Origin of the sequence: Thauera sp. WH-1, from assembly GCF_047806685.1 — a bacterium.
Taxonomy (GTDB): domain Bacteria; phylum Pseudomonadota; class Gammaproteobacteria; order Burkholderiales; family Rhodocyclaceae; genus Thauera.
This window is the reverse complement of the sequence record NZ_JBLQGP010000033.1, coordinates 1-24,296: the sequence shown is the minus strand read 5'-3', so window position 1 is coordinate 24,296 and position 24,296 is coordinate 1. Positions and strand designations below refer to the sequence as shown.

Sequence of the window (24,296 nt, the reverse complement as noted above, 5' to 3'; positions counted from 1 at the left end):
TTGGGCAGGTAGTCGCCCAGGCCTTCGACTTCCAGGAAGACGGAGACCCGATTGCCGTCGAACACCGGGCCATTCACCAGGCGGTAGCCGGGGACGTACTTCTGCACCTCGCGGATCATGGCGTGGATGGATTCGGTGATCGCCGCCTGGTCGGGCTCGGTCTCGGTGAGGCAGTGCACCGTGTCGCGCATGATCAACGGCGGCTCGGCCGGGTTGAGGATGATGATCGCCTTGCCCTTCTTCGCGCCGCCTACCTTCTCGACCGCGCCCGCGGTGGTGCGGGTGAATTCGTCGATGTTCTTGCGCGTGCCGGGACCGGCGGACTTGCTCGACACGGTGGCGACGATCTCGCCGTAGGCCACCGGCTGCACGCGCGACACGGCGGCGACCATCGGGATCGTGGCCTGGCCGCCGCAGGTGACCATGTTGACGTTCATCTCGGAGAGCAGGCCCCCACGCTCACTGCGTTCGCTGCCCCCCGAGGGGGCTTGGCCGTCTTGGGAGCGGCCCGGCGACGGCCAGCCGACCTGCTCGACGAGGTTGACCGACGGTACGCAGAAGGGGCCGATCGCGGCCGGGGTGAGGTCGATCATCAGCACGCCCAGCTCATTCAACTTGCGGCTGTTCTCGGCGTGCACATAGGCGCTGGTGGCGTCGAAGGCGATCTGCACGCCCTCAGCCTTGACGTGTGGCAGCAGGCCATCCACCCCGTCCGCGGTGGTCTTGAGGCCCAGTTCGCGGGCGCGGGCCAGGCCTTCGGAGGTGGCGTCGATGCCGACCATCCATACCGGCTCCAGCACTGGGCTGCGCTTGAGTTTGTACAGCAGGTCGGTGCCGATGTTGCCCGGACCGATCAGGGCGCATTTGATCTTGTTGCTCATGGCTTCAGGCCCGTTGGATGCACCGCCCAAGCCGTGTCGTTCTCGGCGGCGCGTGGGAGGGGAGGTGCAGTCCGCGTGGGGGGTGGGGGAGGGAGGTCCACCCACCGCGCGGCTGCTGGAAACAAAAGCGACGTCAGCGAAAGCGCATCGAGCAGCCACCGAGGCCCTCGATCTGCATCTCCTGAACGGGCCTATTGGTCACGCCGATCGTTGTGCCGATCACGCGTTCGCCGTCTCGCTGGCGGATGAGGGTCTGTTGCATACGCGGTGTCGTGGGCTGGGTGGGTGACGGGCTCAGCCCGGCCACACGCTCGATTCGGCGCCGCCGTCGACTTCGATGACCTTGCCGGTCACCCAGGCCGAAGCCGGCGTGGCGAGGTAGAGCGCGGCGGCAGCGATGTCCTCGATGTCGCCGAGGCGCTTGAGCGGGGTGTTCTGGATCATGCCTTCGCGCATGTTGGCGGGCAGGGCGCGGTCCAGCGCGGCAGTCATGATGGGGCCGGGGGCGATCGCGTTGACGCGCACCGTCGGCGCAAAGTCCTGCGCCAGCAGCCGGGTGAGCTGGGTCAGTGCGGCCTTGGCGGTGCCGTAGGCGCTGAAGTAGGGCTGGGCATAGCGTGCCGCACCCGAGGTGATGTTCACGATGTTGCCGCCACCGGCCTCGCGCATGTGGGGCACGCACAGGCGGGTCAGCTCGTAGGCGGAGCTGACGTTGAAGCGGAACACGCCTTCGAACTTGTCGGTGGACATCTTCAGCGGATCGTTCGGGCCGGAGCCGCCGGCGTTGTTGACCAGGTGGGTGATGCGGCCGAATTCCTTCAACGCGGCATCGACGACGCCGGCGAGCTGGGCCAGGTCGGTCACGTCGCAGCTCACCGCGATGGCGCGCCGGCCCAGGGCGCGGATCTCTGCAGCCACGGACTCGACGTCGGCCTGGGTGCGTGCGGCGCACACGATGTCCGCTCCGGCCTCGGCGTAGGCGAGGGCGATGCCGCGGCCGATGCCGCGCCCTGCGCCGGTGATGATGGCCACCTGGCCTTCCAGGCTGAAGCGTTCGATGATGCTCATGTCGTGTCCTCTGTGAGTGAAATCGGCGTTCAACGTGGCGACCACAGGTCGGGCATGCCAGGGTCGCTGGTCGCAATCAGGCGCTTGAGCAGCAGCTTCAGGGCCATCGTGTCGCCGGGGCCGAGCTTGGCGGCGATGTCCTCCTCGACCGCCTTGGCCAGCGCGATCTGGCGCAGCGAGGCCTCGCGGCCGTCGGCGGTGAGCACGTAGCGGGTCTGCGCCCCGTCCTGCTCCATCGCCACCAGGCGCTGCGACTCGAGGGTGCTCATTGAGGACTCGTCGGCGAGCATGCCGGTGTAGGAGATGAAGGCGTTGAGTTCCTGAAGGCTCAGCCGGTCGCGGATCGACAGCACCGAGAGGATGAAGAAGGAGCGCTCGTCCAGGGCCTGCGTGCTGAGCAACTGGCGCAGCGCGTACAGCATCTGGTAGTGCGCGCGGCCGAGCAGATAGCCGAGCAGGTCCTCGGTGTAGCTGCACTCGGGCGGCGGCGTCGAGCCCAGGCGTACTTCCTCGCGGGGCTTGCGCGCAGCCAGTGCGTACTGGCCGCTCTGGAACACCAGCGGCGGTAGCTCGCTGCGGTCGTAGGCCAGCACCTCGCCGACGAAGATGATGTGGTCGCCACCGTCGTAGCTGAACGCGGTGCGGCACTGGAAGCGGGCTGTGCAGCCATTGAGGAGTGGCGCCTTGCTGATGCCCTCGTCGAGCTCCAGCCCGGCAAACTTGTCCTCGCCCTGGCGCGCGAAGCGCCCGGACAGCTCTTCCTGCGCGGCCGACAGCACATGCACGTTCCAGAACCTGGCGCTGGTAAAGGCGTCCCGGCTGCGCGCGTTCTTGGCCAGGCTCCACAGCACGAGCGGCGGGTTCAGTGACACCGAGTTGAAGCTGTTGGCGGTGATGCCGATCGGCTCGCCGTCCGTCGCACGGGTGGTGATGATCGTGACGCCGGTGGTGAAGGTGCCGAGCGCCGCGCGGAAATCCTGGGGGTCGAAGCCCTTTTGCGTCGTCATGTCATGTCTCGCGGGACGGGTGGAGATGGGGCCGAGTATGAGAGCCGGGCACGGGCCCGGGCATCGTCCCAACGGACTAGCGGAATTGCGCCCCTGCGCCGGTGCTCGCCTTGTCCGGGCACGATGCGCTCGTCCGATCGGACTACGCAGCATCGCCTGTGGCAGGGTATGGTCCGCGCAATGCCGTAAACCTCGAACCCGGAGCGACTGTCGTGACGAAAGAGATCATCATCACCCCGGCGGGCCTGTCCGCCTTGCTGCAGGCGCAGAAGCAGGCCTTCATCACCGCCGGCGCCGTCCCCGCGGCCGAGCGCAAGCGCCGCATCCAGACCGCCATCGACCTGCTGGTCAAGTACCACAAGCCCCTGGTCGAGGCGATGGACGCGGACTTCGGCGGGCGCCCCAGGGGCTACTCGTTGATGAACGACGTGCTCGGCTCGCTGACCTCGCTCAAGTACGCGCGCGATCACTTCGAGCCCTGGATGGCAAGCGAGCCACGCACGCCGTTCCCGCCCTACGACCAGTTCGGCGCCCAGGCCTGGGTCATGTACCAGCCCAAGGGCACGGTGGGCATCATCGGCACCTGGAATGCGCCGCTGTTCACGCTGTTCAGCCCGCTCGCCAGCGCGCTCGCCGCCGGCAACCGCGCCATCCTCAAGCCCTCCGAGGTGGTGTCGCGCACCGCCCGGGTGGTGGCCGAGGCGGTCGCCGACATGTTCGATCCGCTCGAGGTCGGCGTCGTCACCGGCGGCCCGGACATGGGCGAGATCTTCACCTCGCAGCCTTTCGATCACATCGTATTCACCGGCAGCACGCAGGTGGGCAGGGCGGTGATGCGCAACGCCGCGCAGAACCTGGTGCCGGTGACGCTGGAACTGGGTGGCAAGTCGCCCACCATCGTCGCCCGCAGCGCCGACCTGGCGACCGCGGCCTTCCGCATCGCCGCCGCGAAGGCGAGCAACGGCGGCCAGCTGTGCGTGAATCCGGACGTCGTCTACGTGGCCCGCGAGCAGCTCGAGGATTTCGTCGCGGCGCTCAAGCGCAGCTTCGGCGAGCTGTTCCCGAGCGTCGCGGGCAACCCGGACATGGTCGCGGTGGTGAACGATCGCCACCTGGCGCGCGTCGAGTCCTACGTGAGCGATGCCGTCCAGGCCGGCGCGCGCGTCGAGTGCGCACCGGCGCCGCTTGCCGCCGATGCGGCAGGCCGCCGGCGTCCGCTCTCCATCGTCATCGACCCGCCGCAGGACGCGAAGATCATGCAGGAGGAGATCTTCGGCCCGGCGGTGGTGGTGAAACCCTATGACGCGATCGATGCGGTGATCGCCGACATCAATTCCCGTCCGCGCCCGCTCGCGCTGTACTACTTCGGCGAGGACGAAGCCGAGCAGCAGCGCGTGCTCGAGCACACGCTGTCGGGCGGCGTCACGATCAACGAGGCGATGTTCCACGCCGCGATGGAGGATGCGCCCTTCGGGGGCGTGGGCGATTCCGGCATGGGGCACTACCACGGCCGCGAGGGATTCCTCGAGTTCAGCCACACCCGCACGGTGTTCAAGGCGCCGGCCCACGACCCGCGTCGCGAGTGGGGTCTGCTGCCGCCGTACTCCGAGCATTTCCTGGCGATGATGGAGGCGCAGGTCACGCCCTGAGCCTCGCACGCGGGCGGGGCGCCGCCTTTCTGGGCGGCGCGGCCCGCCGCGCGCGCCCGCTTTGATGAAAAACGCCGCGCCACCCCGAGGGGTGAGCGCGGCGTTCTTTCGTTCGGCGCCCTGTCGCGGGCGCCGGCTTCAGCGCCGGGCGGCGGCCCGCCCGGCCTCGCGGCCGAAGAAGGTGGAATCGCCGAGCGACATGCCCGAACTGTAGCCCTCGCCCCAGCGCGGCAGGCCGCAGGCCGTGCGGCCGGCGGCAAAGAGGCCGGCGATCGGCTGGCCGTCGGCGTCGAGCACCTCGCCACTGGGACGCGTGTGCAGGCCGCCCATGGTGAAGGCGTGCGCCTTGAGCTCGCCGATGCAGTAGCTGAGCGCGGCGAAGGGCGCCTCGGTGAGCGGACGCAACCAGTTCGCCGCCTTGTGGAACAGCGGGTCCTCGCCTTCGGCGGCATGGCGGTTGAACTCGGTGACGGTATGCACCAGGCTGCCCGCGGGCAGGCCGAGCTCCTGCTCCACCTCTTCCCAGGTCTCGCCCACCGCGGCCACCTCGATGTCGGGCGCGATCACCGGACGGCCGAAGATTTCGTTGTCGACCAGCAGCCAGGCCTTGCCCTCGGGCTGGCGCAACACGTAGTGGCCGACACGGCCGTGATAGGCGTCCTCGTTGATGAAGCGCTCGCCGCGCGCATTGACGAAGATGCCCTTGACCAGCGACTCGGGCGGGAAGAAGGGGATGGTGGCAAAGAACTGGTCCATGTGTATCGTGGCGCCGCCCACGCTCATGCCCATGCGGATGCCCGAGCCGTCGTCGTTGCCGCCGGAGACGACCTCGGTGCAGGCGAGCGCCTCGGGTGCGAAGCGAGCCACCATGTCGCGGTTGACGATGAAGCCGCCGGCGCACAGCAGCACGCCCTTGCGTGCGCGCACGAACTTCTCCTCGCCCTCGATGCGCACGATCACCCCGACCACGCCTTGGGCATGGTCCACGATCAGGCTCAGCGCGCGGGCGTTGCAGTGCACGATCGCGCCCACGGCTTCGGCGCGCGCGCACAGCTTCTCCATCAGCACCTTGCCGCCGCCCCAGCCCTTGAACTGGGCGGTGTGGCCGCGCGGCGCCGGCTTCGCCCGGGCGCTGAACGGCCACGCCGCCTCGCTGCCCGACCACAGCAAGGTGTCGTCGGTGGTGGGCTCGATCCATTTGCCCGGCAGGTAGCTGCCCTTGAAGGGCACGCCCTGGGCCTCCAGCCAGTCGAAGTGGGCCGCCGCCTTCTCGGCATAGACGCGCACGCGCTCCGCATCGGCGCCGGGGCCGCCGGCCATCATCAGATAGGTGTACAGGTCCTCGGTGCTGTCCTCGAAGCCGTGTTCGCGCTGCACCCGCGTGCCGCCGCTGCCGCCGACATAGACCTCGCCGCCGGACCACGAGGCGCTGCCGCCCGGTGCGGCCGCCACCTCGAAGACATGAACCTCCGCACCGGCCGCGCGCGCCTCGATCGCCGCGCAGCTGCCTGCGGCGCCGAAGCCGATCACGGCGACGTCGGTCTCGATGTCCCAGCGCGGCACGTCCTCGACGCGGCAGGCGCGGGTCGGGGAGTGGTGAGGGGAGGCCTGCGGGGAGGAGGGTGTAGGTGTCGTTGTGCTCATGCCGGTTTCCTTGTCCCGTTTCTGCGTGCGCACGATGATCGAAGGAGTGCTCGCCGGCGGCATCCTCCGATTGAACGATACCGCTCCGCTGCGGTGCGGATCGTGGGTTCATAGTCCGCATTGACGATGAAACGCCTCTGCGCCGCCGCCAATATCGTCCGCATTCCAACAAGATCAGGGGTGGAGCGTGAGCGTGCAAGATCAGTCACAGATGCGCTGGGACGTCATCGTCGTCGGCTCCGGTGCGGGCGCGATGACCTCGGCAGTGGTCGCGGCCGACCGCGGGCTGTCGGTGCTGGTGATCGAGAAGAGCGACAAGTTCGGCGGCACCTCGGCGATCTCGGGCGGTGGCATCTGGATCCCCAACAACCATTACTTCAAGGCCAAGGGCGGCAAGGACAGCTACGAGAGGGCGCTGCAGTACATCCTGGCGGCCGGCGGCGGCAGGGCCGACGAGACCAAGGTGCGTGCCTATCTCGACCATGCGCCGAAGATGATCAGGTACCTCGAGGACAAGTCCCGTGTGCGCTACGCGGTGGCCGAGAAGTACCCCGACTACTACCAGCACCTGCCGGGCGCACTGCCGGGCGGCCGCTCGCTCGACCCCGAGCTGTTCGACACCAGCACCCTCGGCGAGGAGCTCGCCAACCTGCGCCGGCCTTCGGCCTCGACGCTGCTGATGGGCCGCATCGCGTGGACCGCGCGCGACGCCCACGTCGCCATGGCACGCGAGCGCGGCTGGCGATTCAAGATCCTCGGCCTGATGCTGCGCTACAAGTTCGACCTCAAGTGGCGCAAGAAGAGCAAGTACGACCGCCGCGCCGGCCTCGGCAGCTCGCTGGTGTGCGCGCTTCGCGCCTCGCTGCTCGACCGCAAGGTGCCGCTGTGGCTGAAGACCGACTTCCGCGATCTGGTGCTCGACGGCGACCGTGTGATCGGCGTCCGCGTCATGCGCGAGGGGCGTGAGCTGACGCTGATGGCCCGCCGCGGCGTGATCCTCGGCGCCGGCGGCTTCGAGCAGAACCAGGCCCTGCGCGAGAAATACCTGCCGCAGCCGACCAAGGCCGCATGGAGCGCGACCCCGCCGGGCAACAACACCGGCGCCGCGCTCGAGGCCGGCATGGCCGCGGGTGCCGCCACCGACCTGCTCGAATGGGCGTGGTGGGCGCCGACCATCGCCGTGGTCGGCGAGGACAAGCCGCGCGGCGTGTTCGCCGAGCGCGCCTTCCCCGGCGCGATCGTGGTCAATGCGCTCGGCAAGCGCTTCTGCAACGAGGCACAGGGCTATCTCGAGTTCGGCGACGCCATGTACAAGGACCGCGACGCCACCGGCGGCAAGAACGTGCCGGCGTGGTGCATCTTCGACGCCCACTTCCGCTTCAACTATGCGATGGGTCCGCTGATGCCGGCGCAGATCATGCCCGACAGCCGCCTGCGCAAGGAGTGGCTGGGCAGCGTGTACTGGAAGGCCGACACCCTTGAGGAGCTCGCGGGCCAGATCGGCGTCGATCCCGCCGGGCTCAAGGACACCGTGGCGAAGATGAACGACTACGCCCGCAGCGGCAAGGATGCCGATTTCGGCCGCGGCGACAACGTCTTCGATCGCTACTACGGCGACGTCAACGTCAAGCCCAATCCCTGCCTCGCGCCGATCCAGAAGGGGCCGTTCTACGCCATGCGCATGGACGCGGGCGACATCGGCACCAAGGGCGGACTGCTCACCGACGCCCTGGCGCGTGTGGTGCGCCCGGACGGCTCGCCGATCGACGGCCTGTACGCCATCGGCAACACCTCGGCCTCGGTGATGGGCACCGCCTATCCCGGCGCCGGCGCCACCATCGGACCGGCGATGACCTTCGGCTACATCGCCGCCAATCACCTCGCGGCCAACGCGTGACGAATCGACAGGAGACCGAACACATGGCAGGACGGATCGAAGGCAAGGTGGCGCTGGTCACCGGGGGCGCGAGCGGCGTCGGACGCGCGACGGTGGAACTATTCGTCAGGGAAGGCGCCCAGGTCGTGTTCACCGACCTCAGCGTCGACGCCGGCGAGTCGCTCGCCGCCAGCCTCGGCGGCCAGGCGACGTTCATCCGCCAGGACGCCGCCTCGGCGGCCGACTGGGACGCGGTGATGGCCGCGCTGCGCACGCGCTTCGGCCGTCTCGACATCCTGGTGAACAACGCCGGCATCCTGGTCAAGGGTTCGATCGAGGACGCCTCGCTGGAGGACTGGCAGCGCCTGATGCGGGTCAATGCCGACAGCGTCTTCCTCGGCTGCAAGGCGGGCGTGGCGCTGATGAAGGAGGGCGGTGGCGGCTCGATCATCAACATGTCCTCGATCGCCGGCATCGCCGCCAAGGAGGACTACGCCGCCTACGGCGCCTCCAAGGCCGCCATCTCCGGCCTCACCCGCGCGGTGGCAGCGCATTGCCGCAAGGCCAAGTACCGGATCCGCTGCAACTCCATCCACCCCGACGGCGTCATGACGCCGATGACGGCCGGTTCCTACCCGAAGGGCGTCGACCCGGCGCGCTTCACCATCGACGCCGACCCGATGAACCGCGCCTGCCTGCCCGAGGACGTCGCCGCCGCCATCCTCTTCCTTGCCGAGGACAGCGCGCGCGCAGTCAATGGCATCGAGCTGCGCGTGGACAGCGGCCAGTTCGTCATGAGCATCTGAGCCGCCGCAACAACACCGGAATCACCATGACTGCACATTTCGTACCGCCGCTCGCCCGCACCCTGCCGGCGCTCGTGCTCGAGGCCGCAAAGCGTCACGGCGAGCGCATCTTCATCGAGGACGGCGACACCCGCATCGACTATGCAAGCCTGCCGGCGCGCGTCTTCGCCGTCAGCCGCGCCCTGATCGCCCATGGCATCGAGCCGGGCGACCGGGTCGCGATCTGGGCGCCCAACCGCGCCGAATGGATCCTGGTCGCGCTGGGCATCCACTGCGCGGGCGCGGCGATGGTGCCGATCAACACCCGCATGAAGGGCGCCGAGGCCGCCGACATCATCGAGCGCAGCCGTAGTCGCGTGCTGTTCGTGGTCGACCGCTTCCTCGATGTCGATTACCCGGCGATGCTCGCCGGCTGCCGTCCGGCCACGCTGGAGAAGGTGGTGGCGATCGGCGAGGCCGGCGCGCATGCCGACACCGACTGGGCGCGCTTCCTCGCCGACGGCGAGGGCGTGAGCGAGGGCCAGGCGCGCTTGCGGGCGCAGGCGGTGCAGCCCGACGACATGTCGGACCTGATGTTCACCTCCGGCACCACCGGGCCGCCCCAAGGGCGTCGTCAGCGCCCACCGCCAGATCATCCAGGCCTTCATCGAGTACGTGAACATCGCCGGCATCGAGGCCGGCGACCGCTACCTGATCGTCAATCCCTTCTTCCACACCTTCGGCTACAAGGCCGGCTGGGTCACCTGCCTGATCGCCGGCGCCACCGTGCTGCCGCATCCGGTGTTCGACGCCGAGGCGGTGTTCCGCCGCATCGAGGCCGACCGCATCAGCGTGCTGCCCGGGCCGCCCACGCTCTACCTGTCTATGCTCGCCCACCCGAAGCTGGCGCAGACCGACCTGTCCAGCCTGCGGGTGGCCGTCACCGGCGCCTCGACGATCCCGCCGGTGCTGATTGAGCGCATGCGCGCCGAGCTCGGCTTCAAGGTCGTGCTCACCGCCTACGGCCTCACCGAATGCGGCGGCCTGGCCACCATCTGCGCCGCGGATGACGATGCCGAAACGGTCGCGCTCACCAGCGGCCACGCCATCCCGGGCACCGAGGTGCGCATCGTCGACGCCGACAACCGGCCGCTGCCGGCCGGCGAGGCGGGCGAAATCTGCCTGCGCGGCTTCCACGTCATGCAGGGCTACTTCGAGGACGCCAAGGCCACCGCCGAGACCATCGACGCCGAGGGCTGGCTGCACACCGGCGACGTCGGCACGCTGGACACGCGCGGCTACCTGCGCATCACCGACCGCCTCAAGGACATGTTCATCGTCGGCGGCTTCAACTGCTACCCGGCCGAGATCGAGGCCGCGCTCACCGCGCACCCCTCGATCGCCCAGGTGGCGGTCATCGGCTTGCCCGACGAGCGCATGGGCGAGGTCGGCTGCGCCTGCGTGGTGCTGCGCCCCGGCCAGGCGCTCGACGAGCCCGGGCTGATCGCCTGGTCGCGCGCGCGCATGGCCAACTACAAGGTGCCGCGCTTCGTGCGCTTTTTCGCTTCGTTGCCGGTCAATGCGTCGAACAAGGTCGTCAAGAACGAGCTGCGGGCGCTGGTGCGTGATCCTGCGTGAGCCCGTCGCGGTGTCCGCGTCCGCGGGCCCATCCGTCGTCGGGTCCGTCGTCCAGTCCAGCTTCGAATCCCGCGAGGTCCGCATGAGCCAAGTCCCCGATCTGTTCGCCCCCTTCAAGCTGGGGCCCGTGACCCTGCGCAACCGCTTCATCCGTGCCGGCGCCAACGAGGGCATGGTGCTTGATGGCGCGCCCACCAAGGCGCTGGTCAAGCACCACCGCGACATGGCCGCCGGCGGGGTCGGCCTCACCACCGTGGCCTATGGCGCGGTGGCCAAGGTCGGCCGCACGCTGCCCAACCAGGTGTGGATGCGCCCCGAGATCCTCCCCGACCTCAAGGCCCTGGCCGATGCCGTGCATGCGGAAGGCGGTGCGATCTCCTATCAACTCACCCACGGCGGGTCCTTCGTCACCTCGGTGAAGGTCGACGGGCCGACCCTGAGCGCCTCGGGCGGCCTCAACAAGGCCGGCCTGATGCGCGGCAACTTCTTCCAGCGCGCGATGACCCGCGCCGACATGGACCGGGTCATCCAGCAGTTCGTGGATGCCGCCGAGCTGTGCCGCCAGGCCGGCTTCGACGCGGTCGAGATCCACATGGGCCACGGCTACCTGCTCAACCAGTTCATCTCGCCGCTCTCCAACAAGCGCAAGGACGAATACGGCGGCAGCGCCGGGAACCGCGCGCGCTTCCCGGCCGAGGTGCTGCGCCGGGTGAAGGAGAAGGTCGGAGGGCAGATGGCGGTGCTGGCCAAGATCAACGTCGCCGACGGCGTGCCGGGCGGGGCGACGGTCGATGACGCCATCGTCACCGCACGCCTGCTGCAGGAGGCTGGCGCGGACCTGCTGGTGCTGTCGGGCGGGCGCAACATCGAGTCGGGCTGGTTCATGTTCGGCAGCAACTTCGACATGGACGAGATGAAGAAGGTGCTCAAGGGCAGCTGGCTGACCGGGCTGATGATGAAGCTGTCGCAGCTCGGCACCCCCAAGGTCCAGTTCCGCGAGATGTACTTCCTCGAGTACTCGCGCCGCATCCGCGCGGCGGTCGACATTCCGCTCGGCTACCTTGGCGGTGCGCGCTCGCTCGCCAACGCCGAGCAGGCGATGGCCGAGGGCTTCGATGCGGTGGTGATGGCGCGGCCGCTGATCCACGATCCGCAGCTCATCAACAAGTTCCAGCGCGGCGAGGTCACCGCTTCGGGCTGCATCAACTGCAACCGCTGCGTGCCCTACATCTACCACCCGGCCGGCACCCTGTGCGTGCTGAACCCGCCGAACGAAGTGGCCTTGAACCAGGTGCGCGCCTCCGGCTGAGCGCGGTCTCAGCGTGGGCGCGCGCCCACGTCCTGCGCTGTTCCGGGCGCCCGCCACCCGATCTGGGCCGCGGGCGCCGTCCGTTTACGTCAGGCAGTGATGCCGCCGCCGTTCAGCGGCACGATCTGGCCGGTGACCCACTCGGCCTCGCGCGAGGCCAGCCAGGCCACGCCGGCGCCGACGTCGGCGGGCGATCCTGCGCGCGGGATGATGCAGTTCTTGCGCGCCAGCTCCTCGGAGCCTTCCCAGTTGTTCATCGTGCCCAGCGACAGCGCGTTCACATTGACGCCCTTGCGCCCGACCTCGGCCGCGAGCTGGCGCACGAAGCCGACCACGCCGGCCTTGGACGCCGCATAGGCAGCAATGCCCATCGGCACCGCGGCGCGCCAGGACTCGGAGGTGATCGCCACGATGCGGCCCCACTTGTTCTCGATCATGCCCGGCAGCACGGCGTGGCAGCCGTTCATCAGCCCGTACATGTTGAGCTTGACGAAACGTTCCCAGTCCTCGGGCTTGGACTCGAGGAACTTGCCGTAGCCCATGCCGCTCGTCGGTACGCCGGCGTTGGAGACGTAGACGTCGACGATGCCGGCCTGCTCGCGCACGGCGGCCACCATCTTCTGCACCGCCTCGTAGTCGGTCACGTCGGCGGGCGCGGCCAGGGCCTTGAGCCCGGCGACGCGCAGCTCGGCGGCGGCGGCCTCGGCGCGCTCGGGGAAGAAGTCGTTGATCGCAACCGTGGCGCCCTGGCGGGCCAGGGTCTCGGCCACGCCGCGGCCCATGCCGCGGCCGGCGCCGGTGACGATGGCGACGCAACCGTCGAGGCGGAAGAGCGGCGCGGTGGGGACGGGGGAGGCTTGGGTCAGGGGCGAGTCGGACATTGGGTCGGTGTTCCTGTCAGGTGGGGGAAACGGGGGTGGGCGGAGTGGGGCGGACGAAGTCGGGCGGACGCAGCTGGTGCCGGTCGGCATCGGCGTGCGCCTGACGGGCTTCAGCGCCCCTCGAACGTCGGCGGCCGCTTCTCGATGAAAGCCTGCATGCCTTCCTTCTGGTCGCGCGAGGCGAACAGCAGGGCGTTGGCGCGGCGCTCCATCGCCAGCGCGGTCTCGAGCGGGGCGTCCATGCCCAGCAGGATGCATTCCTTGATCTGCTCGGCGGCGAGCGGCGGCATCGCGGCAACCAAGCGCGCCAGTTCGATCGCGGTCGGAATCACCTGGTCGTCGGCCACCAGGTCGCTCACCAGGCCGGCGGTCCACGCCTCGTGCGCGGTGATCGGCTTGCCGGTGAGCGCCATGCGCATCGCCTTGACCTTGCCCACCGCGCGCACCAGGCGCTGGGTGCCGCCGATGCCGGGCATGATGCCGATGCGGATCTCGGGCTGGCAGAAGCGCGCGCCCTCGCCGGCGACGATGATGTCGGCCAGCATCGCCAGCTCGCAGCCGCCACCGTAGGCGTAGCCGCAGACCGCGGCGATCACCGGCTTGGGACAGTGCTGGATCGGCCCCCACACGCGCTCGGTGTGTCGCTGGGTGATCTCGATCGGGCCGACGCCGGCCATGCTGGTGATGTCGCCGCCAGCCGCGAACACCTTCTCGCCGCCGGTGAGCACGATGCAGCGCACCGTGTCGTCCGCCGCCAGCTCGGTGAAGCGCTGCGACAGCAGGGCCTGCAGCTCGAGCGACAGCGCGTTGGTGGCCTGCGGGCGGTTCAGGCGCAGCAGCGCGACGCCGCCGTCGAGGCGTTCGAGCAGCAGGGGCGAAGCGGTTTCGGACTGAGATGTCGGGTCTGTGGTCATGGAGCCTCCAGGAGCGCCCCGGGGGAGGACGGCCTGTGCGGGCGCGGCAACCGGGGAAGGGGATGGAATGCATGTTCCGTCCTCCACGCAAGGCGCTCATCGTCCGTTCAGACGACGAATGGCGCGGGGGGCGCGCCTAGACTCGCAGGCATCAACCAGCGTGGAGAAGTGCATGAACAATCAGGCTTCGACGGGCGCCGCAGCGCTCGACTACCGCGGCAAGGTCGTGCTCGTGACCGGCGGCACCAAGGGCATCGGCGCCGGCATCGCGCGCGGCTTTCTCGCCGCCGGGGCAGCGGTGGTCGTGTGCGGGCGCAACGCGCCCGAGGCGCTGCCCGAGGCCGGCGGCAGGACGGCCGACTTCATCGCCGCCGACGTGCGTGACATCGAGTCGCTGCAGGCCCTGTTCGCCGCCATCCGCGAGCGCTTCGGCCGCCTCGACGTGCTGGTCAACAACGCCGGCGGGGCGCCCTTCGCGCTCGCCGACAAGGCCTCGCCGCGCTTCCACGAGGGCATCATCCGCCTCAACCTGATCGCACCGCTCAACGTCGCCCAGCAGGCCAACGCGCTGATGCAGCAGCAGGCCGAAGGCGGCGTGATCATCTTCGTGGGCAGCGTCGCCGCCTCGCGGCCCTCGCCGGGCACCGCCGCCTATGGCGCGGCCAAGGCCGGCGTGCTGTCGCTGGCGTCCTCGCTGGCGGTGGAGTGGGCGCCCAAGGTGCGTGTGCTGGCGATCAGCCCGGGCCTGGTGCAGACCGAGCAGGCCCACCTGCACTACGGCGATGAGGCCGGCATTGCCGCGGTCGGCGCCACCATTCCCGCCGGCCGCATGGCCACGCCGGACGACATCGCCAACGCCTGCCTGTATGCGGGCTCGCCGCTGGCGGCCTACTTCGCCGGCACCAACCTGCTGCTGCATGGCGGCGGCGAACGGCCGGCCTTCCTCGCCGCGGCCAATTCCGGTGAGCAGCACTGACGGAGCGATGGCCGGTCCTGAGCACGGGCAGGCTGTTTCCGTGTCAGCGGAATGCGCCAGCCGGTGCTTGTGCTGAACTTGGTTGGCATTTCTGCACTGGGCGCGTATCGATAAGGGAGTGGAGCATGGCCGTCAAAGGGGTTAATCGAGTCATCTTGGCGGTACATGATCTGGAGGCATCGAAAGCCTTCTACAGAGAACTTCTCGGCGCTGAATTCCACGAAGCCAACTGGACAGGTGAAGCGTTTGGCATTCAAGTGGCGATCAGCTGGAATGCAGGCATTGAACTCTGCGCGCCAATGCCCGGGCGAGAAGCCGACTGTTTTCTGGCACCGATGCTAGAGAGCAGGGGAGAAGGCATCCTCAATGTGGTCTTTGAGTTCGACGACGTCGATGAACCGTATGCGCGTGCGAAGGCCATGGGCATTGCGACGGTCAACGCAGTCGACTACACGCAGAGTGAGATTGATGCGCACTTGGACGGGATGTTCTCTCGATACAAGGAGTATTTCCTAGGCACGAGGGACAGATGCGGGTTTGCGATCACGCTTGGGGAATTCGAGGCGAAGCGCGAATAGCGCTGTTTGAATCGACCGCGCTGTCAGAGCCCACGCTGACCCGGCAGGGGTTCATCATTTCGCAGGAGTGGAGTCGGGCCGCTTGGGTCGACCGGTGCCACTGGCTCGAACCGCCACCTCGGGCCGTCGACCGCCTCGCAACGCTGCATGTGGTGATGGCTATCCGCCGGAAGAGGGAGCAGAAATCTCAGGATCCCGCTCCTTGAGGCGGGGAATCAAGAATTTCTCTATTGTGAGTTGCACCTTTTGGCGATCCGTTTCCAGCGCCTCGGGCATATGGTCTAACCTGCCGTGGGCATCACCATGGCTGCAGTTCGACTTCAGCAGAGGAGGAGAGGAAATGATCAGCAAACTGACAATTGCCATCGCCATGAGCTCCGCGATCAGCGCTGCAGGCGGCGCACTCGCTGCGCAGGACACCAGCCAGATACCTTTCCCGGAAGGCTATCGCAGTTGGTACCACCATCATTCGACGGTTAACCTCGCCGGCCACGATCCCGCAGGCAACGTCGGAATCCAGCATGTCTATGCCGATGCCGCCGCCAGGGAGGGCCTGAGGAGCGGGAAGTTCGCCAAGGGCGCCACTTTCGTCGTCGACCGCTTCGCCTATTCGGAAGACGCGAACCACGCGCTCTCCCAGGGCGCGCGCAAGGTCATCGCGGTCATGGTGAAGGACGACGACCGCTATCCCGAAACCGGCGGATGGGGTTTCCAAGCCTTCAAGGGCGGCGACCCGAATGTCCGGGCGGTGACGGACGGCGGTATCCAGTGCTTCTCCTGCCACATCCCGCTCGCGGACAACGACCATCTGTTCACTCGCGGTGAGTGAGCACCGCCATCTAAGACCTGCAAAGCCGGCCAGCAGGCTCGCCGTCCATTCGACCAGGGAATGGACGGCGCTACTGAGTACGACTGATCCGCTCAGCCCGCAGGCGCCTGCGACCGCCAGCGCCCGGGTGCGCTTGAGCCGCAGGCTCAGCATCAGCGCCGTCGATGATCGCGCGGCGCGACAGGCGGGCGCCGTGCAGGAAGAACAGCAGCGCGATACCGGCATGGGTGAGCCCGTCGAAGAGCGCAGCGAACGCGCCCTGTGCGGGCAGGACGGCGGTGAGCAGGATCGTGAAGCGATCGAAGAGGAGCGTCAGCAAGTTCATGGCGGTCCGGGGCCGGGAGGGGGCGTTAGCGGGCAAGGGTGGAGAGAAGGGGAGCAGGGCGACGGGCGGAGCGGCCAGGCCGCAAAGCCGGTGCGCTTGTGACGAAGCCTAGCGCACGGCGATACTGCCGACTAACGCCAACGCGCTCTTCAATGTCGCTGACCAGACATGCCGCCCACCCTGCACGATGAGCTTGCCGGGCTCACCGTTCTGCCGCGCCCGGTCTTCGGCCACGCCGAGTCGGTCGCCAATCGCGCGCTCGGCTATCGCCACGCCCATCCCTGGGTCCAGTTCGCCTATGCGCTGCTCCGCCGACACCGAGATCCGCAGCCTGTACATCGACCCCGCCGCCTCGCCCAGCGCGCAAGGCGGCTGCCGCGTGCTCGTGGTGAGTCCCCTGCTGCGTGAGTTGATCCGCGCCTTTGGCGCCTTGCCCGCCGAGTACGACGAGTACGACGAGTAAGACGAGTACGACGAGTACGACGAGCACGGAGCGGCGGCCGGCTTGCCGCAGTGCTGCTCGATCAGGTGGCCGCAGCGCCCGCGCTCGGCCTGATGCTGCCGCTGCCGCAGGAGCCGCGCCTGCGCCGGGTGTGCGAGGCGCTCGAGGCCGAGCCCGATTCGCGCGACGGGCTGGCCGCCTGGCGCGCGCGCCTGGGGTGTTCGGAGCGCACGCTGGCGCGGCTCTTCCGCGAGCACACCGGCCTCAACTTCCGGCTCTGGCGCCTGCGCCTGATCAGCGCCTTGCCCCTGCTCGAGGCCGGCGAGCGCGTCACCGACGTCGCGATCGCCTGCGGCAACGATTCGGTGTCGGCCTTCATCGCCCGCTTTCGCGAGCATTTCGGGGCGACGCCGGGGGCGTTTGCGGGGGGCGTGAGAATGAGTGATGCCGGTGAAGGGGAAGAACGCAATGTGATCGTGGTGATAAATCGGCTGATGGATGCCAACAGGGGGAGCCGGTCATCACCTGCCGTCGGGAATCCTGCCAGAACTCCCCTCGTCGGCTTGTCCTGGATGACCGGTTTACGGCGACGAACTGGGGCCCCGCGTTGGCTCAACCCGGCCAGAAGCGGCCGGTCATCAATCGATCCGGATAGCGGTCATTGCGGCGGGACGATATGCTAAACGCCTGTGTCCGGAATCGATCAGACCACACACCATGCCGGCTGCTGCTTTACCTGCGTTGTTATCTTGAATTGCGCGATATTTCTTCTTCTAAACAGGAAGTTGCAGAACATGTTATCCGGCATCCCAATGTTATGCGGCAGAACTGTCGCCCTAAAACAAAGTTGAACTAAACCGCTGACGCGGTGGCCGCGAACCCAAGCGCCACCGCGTTTTTCATGACGTCTGCGACGACGACCTACCTTGAAACCGGGGATGTCCCCGCGTTCAAGGAGAAGTGTCATGAGCCCCTTACGTCAGCAGATGATCGACGCGATGGTGCTGCGCGGATTGGCACGGCGCACGCAGCAGGCCTACCTGTCGGTGGTGGCGCAGTTGGCCGCGCACTACCACTGCAGTCCCGACCGCCTCGATGCCGCACAGGTGAAGGCCTGGCTGCTGCACCGGATCACCGAGCGGCACCTGGCCTACACCACCGTGAACCAAGCCGTGTGCGCACTGAAGTTCTTCTTCGACATCGTGCTGGGCCGCACGGCCGAGGCCATCACGATTCCCTACGCGCACACGCCGCAGCGTCAGCCGGAGATCCTCTCGCGCGAGGAACTGGCGCGCCTGTTCGAGGCGGCCGCCAATCTGCGCACGCGCACGCTGTTGATGACGGCTTACGCGGCCGGACTGCGGGTGTCCGAGGTGTGCGCGCTGCGCGTCGCCGACATCGACAGCGCGCCGGATCGCATGTGCATCAGGGTGGTGGCGGGCAAGGGTGGCAAGGATCGCTACACGCTGCTCAGTCCGAGCCTGCTCGAAGCGCTGCGCGTCTATTGGCGCATCTGCAAACCCCGCGACTGGCTGTTCCCTCGCACCACCGACGCCGCCCGGCCATTCGACGTCAGCAGTGCGCAACGTGCGTACTACCGTGCCCGCGATCGGGCCGGCATCACCAAGACGGGCGGCATCCACACGCTACGCCACGCCTTCGCCACCCATCTGCTGGAGGCCGGCGTCGATCTTGCCACGCTCGCGAAGCTCCTGGGCCACGGCCACCTGTCGACCACGCAGCGCTACCTGCATCTGGCGCGTCCGGGTTCAATCCCCCACGACAGCCCGCTCGATCTGCTGCGCCGGCTCTGAGGCCGAGCGGCCATGGACCGGCCCACGCTGGCCGGCATCCTGCGCACGCACGGCAGCAGCTACCGCCGCAGCCATGCGCTGTCGCCCACCCAGGCGCGGGCCTGGCGTGCCATCGTCGACTGCCGCACCGCCGCGCTCGGCGGCGTACGCGAGCGTTGCGCAAACTGCGGCGCCGAGCGCCATGTCTGGCGCTCGTGTCGCAACCGCCATTGCCCGCAGTGCCAGACGCGGGCCAAGGAGGCCTGGCGTGCGGCGCGCCTGCGCGAGGTGCTGCCGGTGCCCTACGCGCACTGGGTGTTCACGCTGCCCCACGCGCTCAATCCACTGGCGATCCGGCACCCGCGCTGGCTCTACGGTGCGTTGTTCGATAGTGCGGCGGCCACCTTGCTCGAGCTCGCCGCCAACCCGCGCTGGCTGGGCGCCGTGCCCGGTTTCAGCCTCGTGCTCCACACCTGGAGCCAGGACCTGCGCATGCACCTGCATGTGCACGCCCTGATCACCTGTGGCGGGCTCGACGCCGAGGGCAGATGGCGCACACCGGCGCGCGGTACGCGCTTCCTGTTTCCCGTCCAGGCCGCCTCGAAGGTGTTTCGCGGCAAGCTCCTCACGCGGCTCGACGCGGCCCACCGCAGCGGCGAGCTGGCCGACGATCCGAGCGCTGCGCCGGGTGCATGGCAAGCCCGACGTCGTGCGCTGCTCGCGCACGACTGGGTGGTCTACGCCAAGCCGCCGCCCGGCGGACCCGCCCAGGTGCTCGACTACCTTGCCCGCTACACGCACCGCGTGGCGCTCTCGAACGACCGCCTGCTCGGCTGCGATGCGGGCCAGGTGCGCCTTCGGGTGCGCGACAACCAGACCGGCGGCAAACATACGGTCAGCCTGCCGACCGACACCTTCATCGGACGCTTCCTGCGTCACGTGCTGCCGGCCGGCTTCAAGCGCCTGCGCCACTACGGGTTGCTCGCCTGCGGCCACAAGCGTGCCCGGCTTGCTGCCGCGCGTGCCGCGCTCCAGACGCCGGCACCGCAGCCGGCGGTGATCGAAGCGGCCGCAGACTTCCTCGCCCGCGTGAGCGGTGAGGACCCGCGATGCTGCCCGCACTGTGGGGTCGGGCGTTGGCACACGGTCGAGATCGTCATGGCTCGCCGGTACGATCCGCCCGCGCCTGCACCGCGCTGTCGGGATGGGCCGCCATGAACACTCCCGCTCCCCCGTCTCGGCCCTTGCCGATGCAACGTCCGCACCGGCAGGCCGTGGCACGTCCCCCGTCTGCTGAACGCGACCGACACCGCACGCCGGATGCACGGCCGGCACCCGATCGCGGCCCATTACGGCGATGGTCGCGAGCGGCTCAGCGGCGTCGGATACTCGTTGCTGACCCGACCCTGCCGCGCGCTATCCGATGTGGATGACCCGCGCGTAGAATCCCCAGTATCACCGCCTGAGCGGCGGTTCAGTTCAACAAGGCTTATCCCTCGCGGCAGGCGCCTGCGCGCTGAACGGCGCTTGCGACGCGAGGGATAAACCCTATTCGTTGGGCCTCTTGAGAGTGACGCGCCATGACTGACCACCCGGTTACAGGTTTCTCGCCCGAGCAGCAGGAGTTATGGCAGCGCGTAAACGATCTCTGGTCTTTGTCGTTGGAGCGCAACGCCGAGCAAATTCGCTCGACCCTTCACCCTCAATATGTCGGGTGGGACATGAACCAACCGACCACGCACGACCGAGAGGCCGCTATCCAGTCCGTGCTCGGTGATGCGCCAGCCGTTACTGGCTATGAGCTTGTCCCGCTGAGCGTGCAGGTCTATGACCACACCGTCGGCGTTGTGCACTACATGTATTCGGCGTCGGTTACCCCGAAGAACGCTGCACCACTCACGGTCACAGGCAAGTGGTCTGAGGTCTATCTCCGCCAAGACAGCCAATGGGTGATGGTCAGCGTGAGTGGTAGGCCTGAGTCACCGACAGGAGATTCAAATGCGGTTGAATAGCTGGCCGCCGAGGCCCAACCCATCGTTCCAGGGGACCGCCGGCAAGCTGCGCTTGCCGGTTCCCTACGGGCTTCGCCCTCCGGCGGCCCCTGAACTCAAACGTTAGGTACGCTGTTAAAAATGAGAGTTCCACAAGAATGAAAGGAAAAATAGTTTCATGGAAGGATGATAAAGGCTTCGGCTTCATCAGTCCTGAAGGTAAAAACGAACAGGTTTTCTTCCACATCTCAAGCGTCAAAAAGGCAACTCGCAAGCCTGAAGTTGGTGACGCCGTCATTTTTGAAGTTGCCAAAGACTCCCAAGGTCGCCTCAAAGCAACGCACGTGCTGCTTGAAGGTGTATCACTTTCCAACTCAGGGAGCTCTAAAAGAATAATCACAGAGCCCGTCAAGAAAGATGCGCTAGATTATTTTGCTTACTTTGCTCTGGCTGTACTTCTTGCTATCTCATTAGGTCTATTCATAAAAACAGGCGCACCAGAGTCAGCCTTGGTGCCTGGCGCAATTTTTCTACTAGTTATTTTCTTCATATCAAGCAGAAAGAAGCAGCCTGCAAACAAACTGTTCTCATGCTCAAAGTGCCGAGCGGTCTCCAGTCACGACGAGAGAACAGTCCTTGCCTGGAATAGAGGACTGAATAGGCTATATTGCAAATCCTGTCACCAGACATGGCTGCGCGAACAACCTAAAGAGCAACAAGAAAGCCGGAGCTCTTATTCATCATCCAATTCAGGTTGCCTTGGTCTATTTTTGGTTATTGCGTCCGTTCCGATCATTTGTGTCGTCGGTGCAGTCACATGGTTTGTGTAAGCTAAACCTAACAAGTGGTTCAAGTCGCTCGCTTCGCTCACTCGGGACCGGCTAAAGCCGGCCCCTTAACCAAACGTTGACTGGCAGCTTCCATCAAAGCTGAACGGCAGCAGCGGGTCGGGTCGAGACAGTGGCAGTTGGCTTGCCGCGCTCTCGCGCAGGTGTGAGCTGGAAGTCTCAGTCCTCCTACAACGGGCCGCCGACGATTTGAGTTTCTAAGCGGACTGCACCATCTGCGTGCGGTATGCTTAGAATGTTGGGCCAATTACGTGCCATCCGATGCGTTGGGTATCATAGTCTTTTCGACGAATTCGTCTATGTCCGAAGCTTTTGGGGCGATGGAACGAGCCAGCCCCTTTGCCTATATCCAGATGCATTTGAAACTCAAACGTTCCTTAATAATTATTCTCTTGATAACTATATTTCTCAGGGAAGTAATAAACATCGCTGTCCGTTTTGTTGCTCTCGGCACTGCGGCGGTTCTTCTCACCGCCGTGATTGCGAAGTTGGATCGTGTGCCGTGCACAATTCAAGGCCAACTGAATGTGGCTACCTTTTTGAGAATGCCCATTGATAGCGAATCTCCACCATCTGCCTGGAGTGAGACCGCGTGGGCTCATACGGTGCTTCATGACGGAATAGCAAGAGCCAAGAGGGATATTTCCCGGGGAAGACTACAATATTACCTCTATGGATTGACATCTTTGAAAGTTACCACTCAGGCAGCGACTCTATTGGCTAAATATAATATTAATTTGGAGTTGGCGGGCTGTGAAATAGGGACGCCAAAATATCATCAGGACATGCTCTATAATGAATACATTCAGTCGAAAACCACATTGAATGTCTCAGATCTCCTCACGAAATCGGCTGACGACAGCCGTAGGCGCCGAGGTTTTATTCAGGATACTGCTTCCCCGGGTTAGTGCCTTGCGGCTACCCGTACCAGGGCTCCCGCAGCTACGCATTCATCATCAATCGTCGTCGTCATCCTCATCAGGCCGCTCGAAGCCCAGCAGTGCTGCCCGAAACTCATCGGATGTCGCCGCCAGCAGCCGCTTGGTCTTGATGCTCGTCTTAATGGACTTGTCGAGCCGGATGAGATTGAGCGCCATGTGGCGTACCAGCGCCAGGTTGTGGGCAATGTGCCCGATGCGCCCGCGCGCATAGTCGTCGCCGAACTGAACATCCAGACACCAATGAAGACGGTTCTCGACTTCCCAATGACTTCTGACTGCCTGCGCAATGCGCTCGGCGTCGGCCGGCAGGCTGCTGATGTAGTACGCGCGCTCGGTACTGGTGTGTCCGCCCACGGTGCGCTCGCGCTCGACGATGGCAAAGCTAGCCACATCCTTCCAGACGCCGGCTTTGTAGAGCCGATCGGTAGCGTCATACGCCGTACAGCGCCGCACTTCGAGGCGTCCATGACCTTTACTCTCGCTCTTGTGCGTCGAGACCGGCGCCACCGGACCACGCGCATCGATGTCCCGGAAGACGATCGAGTCACGCAGTTTCGGATGATTCTCCTTCACGCACAGCACGTAGTGGGCCCCTTGCTCACGGATGGTGCGTGCGATCTTGGTCTGCGTGCCCATCGCATCGATGGTGACGATGCAGCCGTTGATGTTGAGCACCTTGAGCAGTTCGGGGATCGCCGTGATCTCGTTGGACTTCTCCGCCGTTGCCGTCTGGCCCAGCACCACGCCCACGTTGGCTGCAAACGCGCTGACCAGATGCAGCGGCGCCGCAGCCGCCTTGCTCGTGGTGCGTCGGCTGGACTTGCCATCGATGGCGACGACCTGGTCTTTGCCCACTGCCGGGATGATGCCGCCGACCCAGGTGCGAAAGGCCTGTTCGAACTGTTTCGGATCGAGCAGCGCAAACACGCGCTCGAACGTGTCGGGCGAGGCCACGCCGTAGTCGAGCCGCAGAAAGCCCCTCAGCCACGACAGTTTGGCTTGGCCCCACTGCGAGACCTCTTCGAAGTCGTCTGCCCCGCTGACCCGAGTTTGACAGTTCCGAGACACATTTCCGCCCCACCTCCAGTAACGGCGCGGGTTTCAGGGCGATGATGCGCCAGAATCCTAGATACATGGATTGTTGATTTATCGCCCTCGATGCCGCTACTGTGCTGCACATGTACTTGAGACAGAGCAAACAGAAGCGGGCTGACGGCCGGGAGATCACCTACCTGCAGCTGGCCGAGAACGTGTGGGACGCGACGAAGGGGCGCTCACAAGCGCAGATCGTGTTCAACTGCGGCCGTGCCGACGACCCGGAAGTCATCGAACGGCTTCGCCGTCTGGCCAAGAGCATCCTGCGTCGCTGCTCGCCCGAGGCCATCGTGGCCGACGATCCGGGCTGGCGACTGGTGTGCGCCTGGCCCTACGGCGACGTGCACGCGCTCGAGGCGGTATGGCAGCGACTCGGGATCGATGCCATCGTGCGTGCGCAGGCGCACGGCCGGCGCTTCGGCTTCGAGATGGAGCGGGCGCTGTTCGCACTGGTGGCCAATCGTGCGTGCGCGCCTGCCTCCAAGCTTTACTGTCACGAGCAGTGGCTCAAGGAGGACGTGCACATCGAAGGCACGCAAGCCCTGGCGCTGCACCAGCTCTACCGCGCGATGGACTTTCTCGAGGCCAACAAGGCCGCGATCGAACAGGCGATCTTCTTCCAGGTCGCCGACCTGTTGAGTCTGGACGTGGAGATCGTCTTCTACGACACCACCTCGTTGCACTTCGAGATCGACGACGAGGACAACGGCGACGCCGACGGCCTGATGCGCGGCAGCGTGGCCGCTGGCGCCAAGCGCTACGTGGCGCCCAGGAAGCGCGGCTACAGCAAGAACGGCCGGGGCGATGCGCCGCAGATCGTGGTGGG

Annotated in this window: 23 protein-coding genes and 3 pseudogenes; 17 read left to right on the top strand and 9 right to left on the bottom strand. The window is 66.6% G+C overall.

From position 1 onward, the window contains the following. From ACMV5O_RS19935 to ACMV5O_RS19920, 4 genes are all read right to left on the bottom strand, one after another. Window positions 1–881, bottom strand: an 881-nt coding sequence (locus ACMV5O_RS19935) for an acetylating acetaldehyde dehydrogenase (RefSeq protein WP_416165092.1), incomplete at its 3' end; no start/stop codon positions are given. A 133-nt stretch (window positions 882–1,014) separates the two neighbouring features. Continuing rightward, on the bottom strand, window positions 1,015–1,143 hold the full coding sequence (locus ACMV5O_RS19930) for a hypothetical protein (protein WP_416165091.1): 129 nt from the start codon (window positions 1,141–1,143) through the stop codon (window positions 1,015–1,017). A 32-nt stretch (window positions 1,144–1,175) separates the two neighbouring features. Then, window positions 1,176–1,949, bottom strand: a complete 774-nt coding sequence (locus ACMV5O_RS19925) for a glucose 1-dehydrogenase (RefSeq protein ID WP_416165090.1) — start codon at window positions 1,947–1,949, stop codon at window positions 1,176–1,178. 29 nt (window positions 1,950–1,978) lie between these two features. Further along, window positions 1,979–2,956 (bottom strand): flavin reductase, encoded by a 978-nt coding sequence (locus tag ACMV5O_RS19920; protein WP_416165089.1) that lies wholly within the window; start codon window positions 2,954–2,956, stop codon window positions 1,979–1,981. A gap of 212 nt (window positions 2,957–3,168) precedes the next feature. Here ACMV5O_RS19920 and ACMV5O_RS19915 point away from each other — a divergent pair, with 212 nt between their 5' ends. Further along, window positions 3,169–4,605: a coniferyl aldehyde dehydrogenase gene (locus tag ACMV5O_RS19915; protein WP_416165088.1), complete on the top strand. Its 1,437-nt coding sequence runs from the start codon at window positions 3,169–3,171 to the stop codon at window positions 4,603–4,605. A 138-nt stretch (window positions 4,606–4,743) separates the two neighbouring features. Here the strand turns inward: ACMV5O_RS19915 and ACMV5O_RS19910 are convergent, their stop codons facing one another. Then, window positions 4,744–6,249: an FAD-dependent oxidoreductase gene (locus ACMV5O_RS19910; RefSeq protein ID WP_416165087.1), complete on the bottom strand. Its 1,506-nt coding sequence runs from the start codon at window positions 6,247–6,249 to the stop codon at window positions 4,744–4,746. A 193-nt stretch (window positions 6,250–6,442) separates the two neighbouring features. Between ACMV5O_RS19910 and ACMV5O_RS19905 the strand changes: the two genes are divergently transcribed. The 5 genes and pseudogenes from ACMV5O_RS19905 (at window position 6,443) to ACMV5O_RS19885 (ending at window position 11,857) form a co-directional block, all read left to right on the top strand. Then, entirely contained in the window at window positions 6,443–8,146 is a 1,704-nt protein-coding gene (locus ACMV5O_RS19905; RefSeq protein ID WP_416165086.1) for an FAD-dependent oxidoreductase, read from the top strand. A 23-nt stretch (window positions 8,147–8,169) separates the two neighbouring features. Further along, entirely contained in the window at window positions 8,170–8,931 is a 762-nt protein-coding gene (locus tag ACMV5O_RS19900) for an SDR family oxidoreductase (RefSeq protein WP_416165085.1), read from the top strand. Between the two features lie 26 nt (window positions 8,932–8,957). Next, window positions 8,958–9,479 (top strand): annotated as a pseudogene (locus ACMV5O_RS19895) (AMP-binding protein); the annotation flags it as partial. 106 nt (window positions 9,480–9,585) lie between these two features. Beyond that, window positions 9,586–10,548, top strand: a complete 963-nt coding sequence (locus ACMV5O_RS19890; protein ID WP_416165084.1) for an AMP-binding protein — start codon at window positions 9,586–9,588, stop codon at window positions 10,546–10,548. Window positions 10,549–10,630: 82 nt separating this feature from the next. After that, window positions 10,631–11,857, top strand: coding sequence for an NADH:flavin oxidoreductase (locus ACMV5O_RS19885; RefSeq protein WP_416165083.1), 1,227 nt, complete (start codon window positions 10,631–10,633; stop codon window positions 11,855–11,857). Window positions 11,858–11,946: 89 nt separating this feature from the next. Here ACMV5O_RS19885 and ACMV5O_RS19880 read toward each other — a convergent pair whose 3' ends face one another. Both ACMV5O_RS19880 and ACMV5O_RS19875 read right to left on the bottom strand, forming a co-directional pair. Next, window positions 11,947–12,738, bottom strand: a complete 792-nt coding sequence (locus tag ACMV5O_RS19880) for an SDR family NAD(P)-dependent oxidoreductase (RefSeq protein WP_416165082.1) — start codon at window positions 12,736–12,738, stop codon at window positions 11,947–11,949. Between the two features lie 110 nt (window positions 12,739–12,848). After that, on the bottom strand, window positions 12,849–13,652 hold the full coding sequence (locus ACMV5O_RS19875; RefSeq protein WP_416165081.1) for an enoyl-CoA hydratase: 804 nt from the start codon (window positions 13,650–13,652) through the stop codon (window positions 12,849–12,851). A 172-nt stretch (window positions 13,653–13,824) separates the two neighbouring features. On the opposite strand from ACMV5O_RS19875, the gene ACMV5O_RS19870 reads away from it, so the two are divergent. From ACMV5O_RS19870 to ACMV5O_RS19860, 3 genes are all read left to right on the top strand, one after another. Further along, entirely contained in the window at window positions 13,825–14,628 is an 804-nt protein-coding gene (locus ACMV5O_RS19870; RefSeq protein WP_324544261.1) for an SDR family oxidoreductase, read from the top strand. Between the two features lie 125 nt (window positions 14,629–14,753). Beyond that, a complete protein-coding gene (locus ACMV5O_RS19865) occupies window positions 14,754–15,206 on the top strand; it encodes a VOC family protein (protein WP_416165080.1) in 453 nt (150 codons plus the stop codon). Between the two features lie 340 nt (window positions 15,207–15,546). Next, window positions 15,547–16,035 carry a cytochrome P460 family protein gene (locus tag ACMV5O_RS19860; RefSeq protein WP_324544263.1) on the top strand — a complete coding sequence of 163 codons (489 nt, stop codon included), beginning with the start codon at window positions 15,547–15,549 and terminating at the stop codon, window positions 16,033–16,035. A gap of 70 nt (window positions 16,036–16,105) precedes the next feature. On the opposite strand, the gene ACMV5O_RS19855 is transcribed toward ACMV5O_RS19860, so the two are convergent. Continuing rightward, a complete protein-coding gene (locus ACMV5O_RS19855; protein ID WP_416165079.1) occupies window positions 16,106–16,360 on the bottom strand; it encodes a bile acid:sodium symporter in 255 nt (84 codons plus the stop codon). A gap of 298 nt (window positions 16,361–16,658) precedes the next feature. On the opposite strand from ACMV5O_RS19855, the gene ACMV5O_RS19850 reads away from it, so the two are divergent. The 7 genes from ACMV5O_RS19850 to ACMV5O_RS19820 all read left to right on the top strand — a co-directional run bounded on the left by ACMV5O_RS19850 (window position 16,659) and on the right by ACMV5O_RS19820 (window position 22,342). Beyond that, entirely contained in the window at window positions 16,659–16,823 is a 165-nt protein-coding gene (locus tag ACMV5O_RS19850; RefSeq protein ID WP_416165078.1) for a hypothetical protein, read from the top strand. A gap of 50 nt (window positions 16,824–16,873) precedes the next feature. Continuing rightward, window positions 16,874–17,485, top strand: a complete 612-nt coding sequence (locus ACMV5O_RS19845; RefSeq protein ID WP_416165077.1) for a helix-turn-helix transcriptional regulator — start codon at window positions 16,874–16,876, stop codon at window positions 17,483–17,485. A 282-nt stretch (window positions 17,486–17,767) separates the two neighbouring features. After that, entirely contained in the window at window positions 17,768–18,616 is an 849-nt protein-coding gene (locus ACMV5O_RS19840; protein WP_048707287.1) for a tyrosine-type recombinase/integrase, read from the top strand. A gap of 12 nt (window positions 18,617–18,628) precedes the next feature. Next, window positions 18,629–19,813, top strand: a complete 1,185-nt coding sequence (locus ACMV5O_RS19835; protein ID WP_416165076.1) for an IS91 family transposase — start codon at window positions 18,629–18,631, stop codon at window positions 19,811–19,813. Window positions 19,814–20,175: 362 nt separating this feature from the next. After that, on the top strand, window positions 20,176–20,607 hold the full coding sequence (locus ACMV5O_RS19830; RefSeq protein WP_416165075.1) for a nuclear transport factor 2 family protein: 432 nt from the start codon (window positions 20,176–20,178) through the stop codon (window positions 20,605–20,607). 137 nt (window positions 20,608–20,744) lie between these two features. Beyond that, entirely contained in the window at window positions 20,745–21,416 is a 672-nt protein-coding gene (locus tag ACMV5O_RS19825) for a cold shock domain-containing protein (protein ID WP_416165074.1), read from the top strand. A gap of 317 nt (window positions 21,417–21,733) precedes the next feature. Next, a complete protein-coding gene (locus tag ACMV5O_RS19820) occupies window positions 21,734–22,342 on the top strand; it encodes a hypothetical protein (RefSeq protein WP_416165073.1) in 609 nt (202 codons plus the stop codon). 48 nt (window positions 22,343–22,390) lie between these two features. On the opposite strand, the pseudogene ACMV5O_RS19815 reads toward ACMV5O_RS19820, so the two are convergent. Next, a pseudogene (locus ACMV5O_RS19815) lies at window positions 22,391–23,419 on the bottom strand (ISAs1 family transposase); the annotation flags it as partial. 134 nt (window positions 23,420–23,553) lie between these two features. Here ACMV5O_RS19815 and ACMV5O_RS19810 point away from each other — a divergent pair. Further along, window positions 23,554–24,296 (top strand): annotated as a pseudogene (locus tag ACMV5O_RS19810) (transposase); the annotation flags it as partial.

What these genes read in the sequence shown, in the direction of transcription:
- ACMV5O_RS19920 (WP_416165089.1), bottom strand. Translation starts at nt 2,956, where the DNA reads ATGACGACGCAAAAGGGCTTCGACCCCCAGGATTTCCGCGCGGCGCTC.
- ACMV5O_RS19865 (WP_416165080.1), top strand. Translation starts at nt 14,754, where the DNA reads ATGGCCGTCAAAGGGGTTAATCGAGTCATCTTGGCGGTACATGATCTG.
- ACMV5O_RS19930 (WP_416165091.1), bottom strand. Translation starts at nt 1,143, where the DNA reads ATGCAACAGACCCTCATCCGCCAGCGAGACGGCGAACGCGTGATCGGC.
- ACMV5O_RS19925 (WP_416165090.1), bottom strand. Translation starts at nt 1,949, where the DNA reads ATGAGCATCATCGAACGCTTCAGCCTGGAAGGCCAGGTGGCCATCATC.
- ACMV5O_RS19870 (WP_324544261.1), top strand. Translation starts at nt 13,825, where the DNA reads ATGAACAATCAGGCTTCGACGGGCGCCGCAGCGCTCGACTACCGCGGC.
- ACMV5O_RS19880 (WP_416165082.1), bottom strand. Translation starts at nt 12,738, where the DNA reads ATGTCCGACTCGCCCCTGACCCAAGCCTCCCCCGTCCCCACCGCGCCG.
- ACMV5O_RS19885 (WP_416165083.1), top strand. Translation starts at nt 10,631, where the DNA reads ATGAGCCAAGTCCCCGATCTGTTCGCCCCCTTCAAGCTGGGGCCCGTG.
- ACMV5O_RS19875 (WP_416165081.1), bottom strand. Translation starts at nt 13,652, where the DNA reads ATGACCACAGACCCGACATCTCAGTCCGAAACCGCTTCGCCCCTGCTG.
- ACMV5O_RS19855 (WP_416165079.1), bottom strand. Translation starts at nt 16,360, where the DNA reads ATGAACTTGCTGACGCTCCTCTTCGATCGCTTCACGATCCTGCTCACC.
- ACMV5O_RS19900 (WP_416165085.1), top strand. Translation starts at nt 8,170, where the DNA reads ATGGCAGGACGGATCGAAGGCAAGGTGGCGCTGGTCACCGGGGGCGCG.
- ACMV5O_RS19825 (WP_416165074.1), top strand. Translation starts at nt 20,745, where the DNA reads ATGAAAGGAAAAATAGTTTCATGGAAGGATGATAAAGGCTTCGGCTTC.
- ACMV5O_RS19910 (WP_416165087.1), bottom strand. Translation starts at nt 6,249, where the DNA reads ATGAGCACAACGACACCTACACCCTCCTCCCCGCAGGCCTCCCCTCAC.
- ACMV5O_RS19840 (WP_048707287.1), top strand. Translation starts at nt 17,768, where the DNA reads ATGAGCCCCTTACGTCAGCAGATGATCGACGCGATGGTGCTGCGCGGA.
- ACMV5O_RS19860 (WP_324544263.1), top strand. Translation starts at nt 15,547, where the DNA reads ATGATCAGCAAACTGACAATTGCCATCGCCATGAGCTCCGCGATCAGC.
- ACMV5O_RS19835 (WP_416165076.1), top strand. Translation starts at nt 18,629, where the DNA reads ATGGACCGGCCCACGCTGGCCGGCATCCTGCGCACGCACGGCAGCAGC.
- ACMV5O_RS19820 (WP_416165073.1), top strand. Translation starts at nt 21,734, where the DNA reads ATGTCCGAAGCTTTTGGGGCGATGGAACGAGCCAGCCCCTTTGCCTAT.
- ACMV5O_RS19830 (WP_416165075.1), top strand. Translation starts at nt 20,176, where the DNA reads ATGACTGACCACCCGGTTACAGGTTTCTCGCCCGAGCAGCAGGAGTTA.
- ACMV5O_RS19850 (WP_416165078.1), top strand. Translation starts at nt 16,659, where the DNA reads ATGCGCTGCTCCGCCGACACCGAGATCCGCAGCCTGTACATCGACCCC.